The sequence below is a fragment of the Variovorax sp. PAMC28562 genome, from assembly GCF_014303735.1.
GTDB lineage: Bacteria > Pseudomonadota > Gammaproteobacteria > Burkholderiales > Burkholderiaceae_C > Variovorax.
Genome location: NZ_CP060296.1, coordinates 3773684 through 3784633, shown reverse-complemented (window position 1 = coordinate 3784633; position 10950 = coordinate 3773684). Strand labels below are relative to the sequence as shown.

Genomic DNA, 10950 nt, shown 5'->3' with positions numbered 1-10950 from the left:
TCCATCTCAATGTCGACCCCGAACCGCAGGCGCAGGGCTTTTCTCGTTGGCGGCGGCATCGCGTCGTTGTCGGCCGCCGTGCTGTTGATTCGTGATGGCGGATTTCAGGGTACCGACATCTTCATCTTCGAAGAGATGCAGGTGGCAGGCGGCGCACTGGACGGTTCAGGCGATGCAAAAGCAGGTTACGTGACGCGCGGCGGCCGCATGTGGACCGAAGAGGCTTATGTCTGCATGTGGAATGTGCTGGATGCGGTGCCGGACCGTCACGGCGCAGGGTCGCTGAAAGACGCGGTGTGGGACTTCAACGAAGCTTTGCAATCGCACGCCAACGCGCGGCTCATCGACCGGCAGCACCGCATCCTCGATGCGGCCGATCTGGGCTTCGATGCGCGCGACCGCCTCGATGTGCTGCGCCTGCTCGCCACGCCGGAGCGCATGTTCGGCGCCGAGCGTATCGAAGACTGCTTCACCGAGCACTTTTTCAACTCCAACTTCTGGGCGATGTGGCGTACAACCTTCGCCTTCCAAAACTGGCACAGCGCCGTCGAAATGCGACGCTATTTGCTCCGCTTCCTGCAGGAGCTGCCGCGCATTCACACGCTGGCCGGCGTTCGTCGCACAGCCTTGAATCAGTACGACTCGATCGTCCGGCCGATGCAGGACTGGCTCGCGGGGCAAGGCGTGGCGTTCCAGTTCGGAACCAAGGTCGTGGACATGGATTTCGAAGACTTCGCAGAGATGACCGAGGTCGCGCGCAACACCGACGGCTTGCGCGTCACTGCCATCCATTGCAAACGCGGCGACGAGTTCTTCTCGCATCAGGTCGGGTCCGACGATCTGGTCTTTGCCACGCTCGGTTCGATGACCGCCGACGCCCGCATCGGCGACAACGATCACGCCCCGGCACTGTTGCGAGACAAGCGCGACGGCGGCTGGACGCTTTGGGAAAACCTCGCGCGCAAGGTGCCGACCCTGGGCCGACCGGAGACGTTCAACGGCAACGTCGACGAGAGCAAGTGGGAGTCTTTCACCGTCACGCTGCGAAGCCCCTTGCTGGTGAAGCGCATCGAAGCGTACTCAGGCAACGCGCCGGGCACGGGCGGCCTCATGACGTTCAAGGACTCGCCGTGGTTGATGTCGATCGTCGTGCCGCACGCCCCGCACTTCGCGGGTCAACCCGAGGGCGTCTACACGATATGGGGCTATGGGCTCTTCATCGACAAGAAGGGCGACTACGTCGACAAGTCGATGGCCGAGAGCAGCGGTGAAGAAATCCTGACCGAGTTGATGCACCAGTTGGGCTTCGAAGACATCCTCGACGAAGTGCGTCGCACCAGCACCGTGATCCCGGTGATGCTGCCTTACATCACGAGTCAGTTCGAGCGTCGCGAGCCGACGGATCGGCCCGCTGTCGTTCCCGGTGGCACCCGCAATTTCGCGGTGCTCGGCCAGTATGTGGAGATTCCGGAAGATGTGGTGTTCACTGTCGAGTATTCGGTGCGCAGCGCGATGCATGCGGTGTACGGGCTGCTGCACCTGAAGAACGAGATTCCTGCGATCTATCACGGGGCAGTGCATCCCAAGGTGGCGCTGCAGAGCTTCAAGGCGCTCATGCTTTGAGGGTAAGCCCTCATGGCCGCGCTTCGTTCAAAGATTAGATTTGGTTATCCTGCATAACCATTGGTTATGTGCCATCACCACGTTCTTTGACGACCTCTTCAGGAGAAGCGCCGCCATGACTTTCAAACTCGCCACCCTTGCCGCCGTGCTGGCCACGACGATGCTGGGCACCGCCCATGCCGATCTCACCATTGGCGTGGTGCAACCACTCACCGGACCGGCTTCCGGCCTCGGCATTCCTGTCAACAAAGCCATCGCGCTCTGGCCCAAGACCATCGCGGGGCAGACGCTCAAGGTGATCGTGCTCGACGACGCGAGCGACCCGACGACGGGCGTCAAGGCCGCGCAGCGACTGGTCACCGACGACAAGGTCGACGTCATCGTCGGCTCGTCCGCCACACCGGTGGCCGCACCGATGGCCGAGGTCACGGCCGAGTCCGGAACGCCGCAACTGTCGACGTCCCCAGCCGGGCTGCCACCCGGCAAAGACAAGTGGTTCTTCAGGCTGCCGCAGTCGAACGGTGTCATGGCCTACGCGGTCATCGAGCACATGAAAAAGCAGAACATCAAGACGGTGGGCTTTCTCGGCTACACCGATGCATACGGCGAGCTGTGGCTCAAGGCATTTACCGAGCAGGGCGCCAAGGCCGGCATCAAGGTCGTCGGCGTGGAGCGCTTTGCACGCGCCGACACCAGCGTGACAGCGCAAGCGCTCAAGCTGACTTCTGCCAACCCCGACGCGATCCTGATCGTGGCCTCGGGCAGCGGCGCCGGCATGCCGCAAAAAGCCATTGTCGAGCGCGGCTACAAGGGCAAGATCTATCAGACGCACGCAGCCGCATCACCCGACCTGATGCGCACTGCCGGAAAAGATGCAGACGGCGCCTTCGTCGTCTCCGGCCCCGCCATGATCGGCACCCAGTTGCCCGACAGCCATCCGTCGAAGAAGGCCGCGGTGGCGTTCGTGCAGCAATACGAACAAGCTTATGGACCGGGCTCGCGCAACCAGTTCGCAGGTCACGGCACGGATGCATTGACCGTACTCGAAATCGCCGTGCCAGTCGCGCTGAAAAAGGCCAAGCCCGGCACGCCTGAGTTTCGTGCTGCATTGCGCGATGCCATGGAAAACATGGGCCGCACCGTGCTGGCCCACGGCGTCCTCAACTGGACGGCCGACGACCATTGGGGCTACACCAACGAGACCGGCGTGATGCTCAAGGTGGTGAACGGGGAGTTCAAGGTCGAGCAGTGACCGCAGCGTCGGCGAACGGCAGCGACACTGTAAAAAGTGCGCCGCCGCCTACGGGGCTCGACGCCTCGATGCGACCGCCATGTGCCTTCACGATGGCGTGCGACAGCGCCAGTCCCAGGCCGATTCCCGGCACCGCACCGGCACGTGCTGCGGCGCCGCGATAGAAGCGCTCGAACACGTAGGGCAGATCCTGCTTCTGGATGCCAGGGCCTTCGTCGCCCACGCTCACCCGGGCTTCGGCGCCTTCGGCCGCCAGTTGCACCGTCACCCGGCCGCCATGCGGTGAAAACTTGACTGCGTTGTCCAGCAGATTGGCCAGCACCAGACTCGCCGGCCCGCGCGCCACCATCAGCTCGTGCCGCATCGCCGATGGCGCTAGCGCCATGCGCACGCCACGCTCCTGAGCAGCGCTCTCCTGGCGCGCCATCGCCTCCTCGATCAGCGCTTTCAGCGACGCGGTTTCGGTCGGCCCGCGCTCCTGACCAGCATCGAGCCGCGCCAGCGTGAGCAGTTCTTCGACCAGCAAGGTGAGACGTTCGACTTCTTCGACGCACGAGCGCATCGCTTCTACATAAGCGGCTGGCTCCCGAGGCCGGCGTAACGCGAGTTCGAGTTCGGTGCGCAGGCGCGACAAGGGCGAGCGCAGTTCGTGCGACGCGTCGGCGGTAAAGCGTTTCTGTGCATCGAAGCCGTGCTCCAGGCGGTCAAGCATCTCGTTGAGCGTCTGCACCAGCCGGCCGATCTCGTCGTCAGTGCCCGGGTGCGGCAAGCGACGACCCAGGCTGGCATCGCCGATCCGGTGTGCCTGTTCGACCACATCACCGATCGCGTTGAAGGCGCCGCGCGTCAGCAGGAAACCCGCCGCGCCGACGGCCAGCAGCAGCGTCGCGCCCATTACGCCGAACAGCACGCTGGCGGTCTCGACCACGCGGTCGACGTCGTCCAGCGAGCCGGCTACCTGCACGGCGCGCACATTGCCGTGGCCCTGCACCGGCAGTGACACCAGGCGCGTCGGCTCACTGCCGAAGCTGTGGAGTGTCTCGAACACCACTTCACCCGCTGCAAGTCGCCTGGAAAGATCGGGCGACAGCGGCAGGCGGGCCGCGCCGAGGTTGCGGCTGCGCGCCAGCACCTCGCCGTCGGCGCCGACGATCTGCAGCAGACGGTCGAGCCGCTCGAACGATGGTGGCGCACCTGCGGCCACCGCCTCGTGCACGGTGACGGCCTGACCGCCTTGCTCGGGCAGCGCAGCGGCTTCGGTTTCAGCCAGCGCCAACAGGGCCGCGTCGAGCTGCGCATGCACCTCGCGCGACAGCGTCCAGTAGGCGGCCAGCGCCGTCACGGTCAGCACCACGACAATGACGGCCTGGTGCACCAGCGTGAGCCGGCGGCGAAAACTGATCATGCTTCGCCTTCCGCGGCACCGAGCCTGAAGCCGCGCCCGCGCACCGTCTGGATCAGCGTGGGCAGCCCCGGCGCGTCGATCTTGCGGCGCAGGTTGCCGACATGCACGTCGATCAGGTTGTCGATGGCGACCAGGTCGGCTTTCCACACTTGCTCGGCGAGGCGCGACCGGCTTACCACGTCGCCGGCCTGGCGCATCAGCACCTCGAGGATCGCGTATTCCTTGCGCGTCAGGGTGAGTACCGTGCCGGCGCGCTGCACACGCTGGGCCATTGGGTCGAGGCTCAGGTCACCGACCGTGAGCACGGACGGTCGCGTCAGCTCCGAGCGGCGCAGCAACGCTCGGGCGCGGGCCAGAAGTTCGTCGAAAGAAAAGGGCTTGGTGAGGTAGTCGTCGGCGCCGGTATTGAGGCCGGTCACGCGGTCGCCCAGCGCGTCACGCGCGGTCAGCATCAGGATCGGCGTGTGGATCTTGTGGCGCCGCAAAGCCGCGCACAACGCCAGGCCGTCCTTGCCGGGCAGCATCCAGTCGAGGATCAGCAGGTCGTAGTCGGAGGCAAAAACGCGCTGCTCGCCTTCTTCGGCGGAGCCTGCGATGTCGACCAGAAAACCCTCTTCCTCGAGCCCGCGCGCGAGCAGGCGGGCCGCTTTTCCATCGTCTTCGACAAGAAGAATTTTCATAACGGCCGCGAGTCTCGCACCAATGCCCGGCGGCCAGCCCGGCGAACGCCGATCCTGAAGAAGACTTCAGGATTTCTTGCGGCGTTCTTCAGGCGCGGCTGTCTAAGCTGCGTCGCGCTCCCAGTGGACGGGCTTGTTCTATAGCCGACTGCGTCGATCAACAGAAAAACAGGGAAAAAACATGCATGACGACAAAGGAAAGTCGCGCCGCGCGCTGCCCGTGATTTGCGCCGTGGCGCTGATCGCCATTGGCATCGCATGGTGGTTCATGGCAAGTCGGGCACATGCCGCCGAGGCGGCAAAGGCCGTGCCGGTGCGTGTGCTGGAGCACGTCGGTGCCCAGGTGGTGGTCCCCGAGGGCTCGCCCTTGCGACAGTCACTTGTCGTGGCCGGAGCCGACGCGCAGGCGATCGAGGTGCCGCTGTCGCTGCCGGCGGTGGTCGAGGCCGATCCGGCCAAACTGGTCAAGGTGTCGCCGCCCGTGACCGGGCGCGTGGCGAGCCTGGACAAAGGGCTGGGCGATGCGGTGCGTGTGGGCGATGTGCTGTTCCGAATCGATTCTGCCGATCTGGCGCAGGTACGCAGCGACGCACAAAAGGCCCGGTCGACCCTGGCGCTCGCGACGCAGGCGCTGGAGCGGCAACGCGCGCTCGGCGCGTCCGGCATTGCGGCCAATCGCGAGATCGAACAGGCGCGCAACGATTTCGACCAGGCGCAAAGCGAAGTGGCGCGCACCGGGGCGCGTCTGATGCAACTCGGCGCAGGGCAGGCCGACAAGTCGGATGCAGGGCCGGGCACGGCCGGCACGGGCCGCCTGCTGGCCGTGCGCTCGCCGGTGGCGGGCCGCGTGATCGACCTGAGCGCTGCGCAGGGCGCGTACTGGAACGATGCCACCGCCTCGCTGATGACGGTGGCCGATCTGTCCAGAGTATTCGTCACCGCCAGTGCGGGCGAGGCGGATCTGAAGGCGCTGTTCCTCGGCCAGCCGGTGCGGGTGGTCCTCGACGCTTTTCCCGGCGAAGCCCTGAGCGGCACGGTGCGCTACATCGGCGAAGTGCTCGACCCCGACACCCGGCGCGTCAAGGTGCGCATGGTGTTCGACAACCGCGACGGCCGGCTGAAGCCGGGCATGTTCGCCAACGCCACCTTTCTGTCGAAGCCGCACAACGGATTGCTGGTGCCGATGGACGCGGTGGTGCAAAGCGGATTGCACAGCCGCGTGTTCGTGGAGGCATCGCCCTGGCATTTCGAGCCGCGCGTGGTGCGTGTCGGCCCACGGGTCGGCGACCGGATCGAGGTGCTTGCCGGCCTGAAGAGCGGCGAGCGCGTGGTGGTGCAGGACGGAGTGCTGCTGGATGATTGACGCATTCGTCACCACCTGCCTGAAGCGGCGCGGCATCGTCTGGCTGGTGTTCGCCATGGCGGCCGGCTACGGCGCCTGGTGCTGGACCCAGCTGCCGCTCGAGGCTTACCCGGACATTGCCGACACCACCTCGCAGGTGGTCACGCAGGTGCCGGGGCTGGCCGCCGAAGAGGTCGAAAAGCAGATCACGATTCCGCTCGAGCGCGAGATCATGGGCACGCCCGGCATGTACGTGATGCGCTCCAAGAGCACCTTCGGTCTGTCGCTGATCACCGTCGTGTTCCGCGATGGCGCCGAAGACTACTGGTCGCGCCAGCGACTGCAGGAGCGCATCGGTGGCGTCGCCCTGCCGTACAGCGCGCAGCCCGGCCTCGACGCGCTGACATCGCCCATCGGCGAGATCTACCGCTACACCCTCGAATCGAAAACACGCGACCTGCGTGAGTTGTCGGAGTTGCAGCGCTGGAAGGTGATCCCGCGCCTGAAGCAGGTGGCGGGCGTCGCCGACGTGTCGAACTTCGGCGGGCTCACCACGCAATTCATGGTGGAGTTCGATCCGGCCAAGCTCAGCAAATACAACATCACGCTGGCCCAGGTCACGCAGGCGATCAACGCCAACAATTCGAGCGCTGGCGGCAGTGTGCTGACGCGCGGCCAACAAGGTTTCGTGGTGCGCGGCGTGGGGCTCATCAGCGGTCTGGCCGACCTGGCGCAGATCGTGGTGAGCCAGAAGAACGGCGTACCCGTGCTCGTGAAAGACCTCGGCGAAGTCAAGCTCGGCAACAAGGAGCGGCAAGGCATTCTCGGCAAGGACCGCAACCCCGACACCATCGAAGGCGTGACGCTGCTGCTCAAGGGAGAGAACCCTTCGACGGTGCTCGACGGTGTGCACGAAGCGGTGCGCGACCTCAACGACAACGTGCTGCCGCAAGACGTCAAGGTCGTGCCCTACCTGGACCGCACCATGCTGGTCCAGGCGACGGTGCATACGGTCGGCAAGACATTGCTCGAAGGCATGACGCTGGTCACGCTGGTGCTGCTGCTATTCCTGGGCAGCCCGCGCGCGGCGCTGATCGTGGCGCTGACCATTCCGATGTCGTTGCTGACGGCTTTCGCCTTCATGCACCAGCTGAAGATCCCGGCCAACCTGCTGTCCCTGGGCGCGATCGATTTCGGCATCGTGGTGGACGCGGCCATCGTCGTGATGGAGAACATCCTGCGCCAGCGCGAGGCGCATGCAGACCGACCCCTGAAGCCGCGCGACGTGCTCAAGGCCACCTTGCAGGTGACGCGTCCGATCTTCTTCGGCATGGTCGTCATCATCACGGCCTATACGCCGCTGTTCGCCTTTCAGCGCATCGAATACAAGCTCTTTGCACCGATGGCTTTTGCGATCGGCTTTGCACTGGTCGGCGCGCTGGCGGTCGGGTTGCTGCTGATCCCGGGGCTGGCCTACCTGGCCTACCGCAAGCCACGCCGCGTGTTCCACAACCGGGCACTCGAAGCGCTCGGCCACTGGTACGAACAACTGCTGCGACGCATCGTCGGGCAACGCGCGTTGACGCTGGCCGCTTTTGCGCTGGCCTTCGTCTGCGTGATCGGCGCGGCGGCGACCATCGGGCGCGACTTTCTGCCCTACCTCGACGAAGGTTCGCTCTGGTTGCAGGTCACGTTGCCGCCCGGTATTTCGCTCGACAAGGCGACGCAGATGTCGAACAAGTTGCGCGACGCCACGCGTGAATTCGACGAGGTCTCGTACGTCGTCACGCAACTCGGCCGCAACGATGACGGCACCGATCCATGGACCGCGTCGCACATCGAGGTGAGCGTCGGACTACATCCCCAGGCCGAATGGAAATCGGGTCTCAGCAAGCAGGAGTTGATCAGTGGGCTGGCGGCGCGCTTTGCGCAGTTGCCCGGCACGCAGGTCGGCTTCACGCAACCGATGATCGACGGCGTGCTCGACAAGCTCGCCGGCGCGCACAGCGATCTGGTGGTCAAGATCTACGGCAACGACTTCAAGGAAACGCGGCGCATCGCCAGCGACATCGACCAGGTGCTTTCCGCCGTACCCGGTGCAGCCGACGTCATCATCGACCAGGAGCCACCGCTGCCGCAGTTGCGCATCGAGGTCGACCGGGCTGCAGCAGCGCGCTATGGCATCAACGTCGCGGACATCGCGGACCTGATCGGCACCGGCATTGGCGGTGCACCGGTGGCGCAGTTGTTCGTCGACGAGCGGCGCTACGACATCGCCGTGCGTTTCACGCCGCAGAGCCGGAGCGACCCCGACGCGATCGGCCGGCTGGTGCTGAGCGCACCTGGTGGTGCCAAGGTGGCGCTGTCTCAGGTCGCAACGCTGCGGCTGGACGATGGCGAGAGCACCATCACGCGCGAGATGGGCAAGCGGCATCTGACGGTGCGGCTGAATCTGCGCGGGCGCGATCTGTCGTCCTTTCTGGAAGATGCGCACACCCAGATCGAGGCCAAAGTGAAGTACAACCACGCGCACATCCAGCTTGCGTGGGGCGGCCAGTTCGAGAACCAGCAGCGGGCCCAGGCGCGGCTGATGCTCATCATGCCGATGGTCATCGTCCTGATGTTCGCGCTGCTTTTTGCGCAGTTCAAGAACTTGTGGCAACCGTCGTTGATCCTGCTGGCCGTGCCGCTCGGCGCGCTCGGTGGTTTCGTTGCCTTGCATCTTCGCGACATGACGCTCAACGTGTCGAGTGCGGTCGGCTTCATTGCTTTGTTCGGCGTCACGGTGATGAACGGCATCATCATGGTGTCGAACCTGAACCGGTTGCGCGTGGAAGAAAAGCTGCCGCTGCGCGAGGCGGTGATCCAGGGCGCTCGGGAACGTTTTCGTCCGGTGCTGATGACGGCGACGGTGGCAGCCCTCGGCTTGCTGCCGGCCGCGCTTGCGCACGGGCTCGGCAGCGATGTGCAGCGTCCGCTGGCCACGGTGGTGGTGGGTGGCCTGGTCACCGCGACCGGTCTGACGCTGGTCTGGTTGCCGGCGCTCTACTACCTGGTCGCAAGCCGGCTCGAGGCCATGAACGCACGTCACGCCCAAGCGCATGCCGACCTGACAGACCCCGCTGGAGCAGCCACATGAAGCGCATTGCATGGACCGTCGCCGGCGTCTTTCTGATCGCTGGGTGCGCGGTAGGCCCGGACTTCAAGCCGCCCGTGGCGCCGGTCACCGACCGCTACACGGCCGAGCCTTTGGCGCAGGCGCAGACGCAGACTCAGGACACCGCTGGCGTTGGACTCCAACGCTTTGTCGATGGCCGGACGATTTCGGAGAAATGGTGGTCGGTGTTTCAATCGGCACCGCTCGATGCGATGGTCCGGCAGGCGCTGGCAGCCAACGCCGACGTCGAGGCAGCGCGGGCATCGCTTCGCATCGCGCAGGAGAACGTGCTGGCGCAGCAGGGCACTTTCTTTCCTACGGTCGGGGCGCAGTTCACGCCCATACGGCAGTCGGTGGCAACGTCGCTCGCGAGCCCGGTTGCCTCAGGTGGCAACCTCTACAGCCTGCACACGGCGCAGCTCAACATCGCCTACGCGCCGGACGTGTTCGGCGGCAATCGACGGCAGCTCGAATCGTTGCAGTCGCTGTCGGACGTGCAGCGCTTTCAGCTGGAGGCCGCGCAGCTCACGCTGACGGCCAACCTGGTCGCGACGGTGATCCAGCGCGCTGCAGTACGCGCTCAGATCGATGCCGCGCGAGAGATCGTCGCGCTGGCCGATTCGCAGCTGACGATGGTGCGCCGCCAGCAGGCGCTCGGCCAGGTCGGTACGGCCGATGTGGCCGCACAAGAGGCGCTGCTCGCCCAGCTCGAAGCAACTTTGCCGCCACTGCAAAAGCAGCAGGCGCAACAACGCAACCTGCTCGCGGTGTTGCTGGGCCGGCTGCCGAGCGACGCGGACATTCCGGAGATCGGCCTCGACGCATTGCAGTTGCCGGGTGAGCTGCCGCTGAGCCTGCCTTCGCAACTGGTCGTGCAGCGGCCCGATGTTCGCGCCGCCGAAGCCCAGTGGCACGCCGCCAATGCGCAGATCGGCGTGGCGCTGGCCGCCAGGCTGCCGAACTTCGAACTCACCGCGAACGTCGGCACCACCGCGTTGCGGCTGTCGCAGCTCGCGACAGCCGGCACCGCCTTCTGGAGCATCGGGGCAAACCTCGTGCAGCCGCTGTTCGATGCCGGCACGCTGATGCACCGGCAGCGTGCAGCGGAGGCCACGCAGGCGCAGGCCGCAGCGCAGTACCGCAGCACGGTGCTGGGCGCGTTCCAGAACGTTGCCGACACGCTGAACGCGATCCAGGCCGATGCGGCGACCCTGGCCGCGCAAAACCGTGCCGAGCAGGCGGCCGCGCGCAGCTTCGACATCGCCCGCGCGCAGCGCGACGCCGGCGCTACCGGATCGTTTGCCGTGCTGGTCGCGCAGCAGGCTTTGCGGCAAGCCGCCATCGCGCGCATCCAGGCGCAATCGGCCCGGCTCGCCGACAGCGTGGCGTTGTTTCAGGCGCTGGGCGGTGGCTGGCTGCAGGCCGTCGACGCACGGCGGAGCGAGGTGGGCGTGGTGTCGTCGAACGGGCAGGGGAATTGACGATGGTCAG

Annotated in this window: 7 protein-coding genes; 5 read left to right on the top strand and 2 right to left on the bottom strand. The window is 65.7% G+C overall.

The genetic code is table 11. From position 1 onward, the window contains the following. Positions 1 to 9: 9 nt before the first annotated feature. Positions 10 to 1623, top strand: coding sequence for an oleate hydratase (locus H7F36_RS17760; protein ID WP_187052048.1), 1614 nt, complete (start codon positions 10 to 12; stop codon positions 1621 to 1623). Between the two features lie 115 nt (positions 1624 to 1738). Further along, the gene (locus tag H7F36_RS17755) at positions 1739 to 2875 is read left to right on the top strand and encodes an ABC transporter substrate-binding protein (protein ID WP_187052047.1); all 1137 of its coding nucleotides are present in this window, start codon (positions 1739 to 1741) and stop codon (positions 2873 to 2875) included. Here the strand turns inward: H7F36_RS17755 and H7F36_RS17750 are convergent. Both H7F36_RS17750 and H7F36_RS17745 read right to left on the bottom strand, forming a co-directional pair. Continuing rightward, positions 2859 to 4280: a sensor histidine kinase gene (locus tag H7F36_RS17750; RefSeq protein WP_187052046.1), complete on the bottom strand. Its 1422-nt coding sequence runs from the start codon at positions 4278 to 4280 to the stop codon at positions 2859 to 2861. The genes H7F36_RS17755 and H7F36_RS17750 overlap by 17 nt on opposite strands. Further along, positions 4277 to 4960, bottom strand: coding sequence for a response regulator transcription factor (locus H7F36_RS17745; protein WP_187052045.1), 684 nt, complete (start codon positions 4958 to 4960; stop codon positions 4277 to 4279). Before H7F36_RS17745 ends, H7F36_RS17750 begins: the two co-directional genes overlap by 4 nt. Before the next feature lie 181 nt (positions 4961 to 5141). Between H7F36_RS17745 and H7F36_RS17740 the strand changes: the two genes are divergently transcribed. The 3 genes from H7F36_RS17740 to H7F36_RS17730 are packed head-to-tail and all read left to right on the top strand — an operon-like array spanning position 5142 to position 10940. Beyond that, positions 5142 to 6323, top strand: coding sequence for an efflux RND transporter periplasmic adaptor subunit (locus H7F36_RS17740; RefSeq protein WP_187052044.1), 1182 nt, complete (start codon positions 5142 to 5144; stop codon positions 6321 to 6323). Continuing rightward, positions 6316 to 9441 carry an efflux RND transporter permease subunit gene (locus tag H7F36_RS17735; protein ID WP_187052043.1) on the top strand — a complete coding sequence of 1042 codons (3126 nt, stop codon included), beginning with the start codon at positions 6316 to 6318 and terminating at the stop codon, positions 9439 to 9441. The genes H7F36_RS17740 and H7F36_RS17735 overlap by 8 nt, the downstream gene beginning before the upstream one ends. After that, a complete protein-coding gene (locus H7F36_RS17730; RefSeq protein ID WP_187052042.1) occupies positions 9438 to 10940 on the top strand; it encodes an efflux transporter outer membrane subunit in 1503 nt (500 codons plus the stop codon). The genes H7F36_RS17735 and H7F36_RS17730 overlap by 4 nt, the downstream gene beginning before the upstream one ends. The last annotated feature ends 10 nt before the right edge of the window (positions 10941 to 10950 follow it).

Excerpts from the sequence above, each read along its gene's own strand:
- H7F36_RS17735 (WP_187052043.1), top strand. The coding sequence starts at position 6,316 with ATGATTGACGCATTCGTCACCACCTGCCTGAAGCGGCGCGGCATCGTC.
- H7F36_RS17755 (WP_187052047.1), top strand. The coding sequence starts at position 1,739 with ATGACTTTCAAACTCGCCACCCTTGCCGCCGTGCTGGCCACGACGATG.
- H7F36_RS17760 (WP_187052048.1), top strand. The coding sequence starts at position 10 with ATGTCGACCCCGAACCGCAGGCGCAGGGCTTTTCTCGTTGGCGGCGGC.
- H7F36_RS17750 (WP_187052046.1), bottom strand. The coding sequence starts at position 4,280 with ATGATCAGTTTTCGCCGCCGGCTCACGCTGGTGCACCAGGCCGTCATT.
- H7F36_RS17730 (WP_187052042.1), top strand. The coding sequence starts at position 9,438 with ATGAAGCGCATTGCATGGACCGTCGCCGGCGTCTTTCTGATCGCTGGG.
- H7F36_RS17745 (WP_187052045.1), bottom strand. The coding sequence starts at position 4,960 with ATGAAAATTCTTCTTGTCGAAGACGATGGAAAAGCGGCCCGCCTGCTC.
- H7F36_RS17740 (WP_187052044.1), top strand. The coding sequence starts at position 5,142 with ATGCATGACGACAAAGGAAAGTCGCGCCGCGCGCTGCCCGTGATTTGC.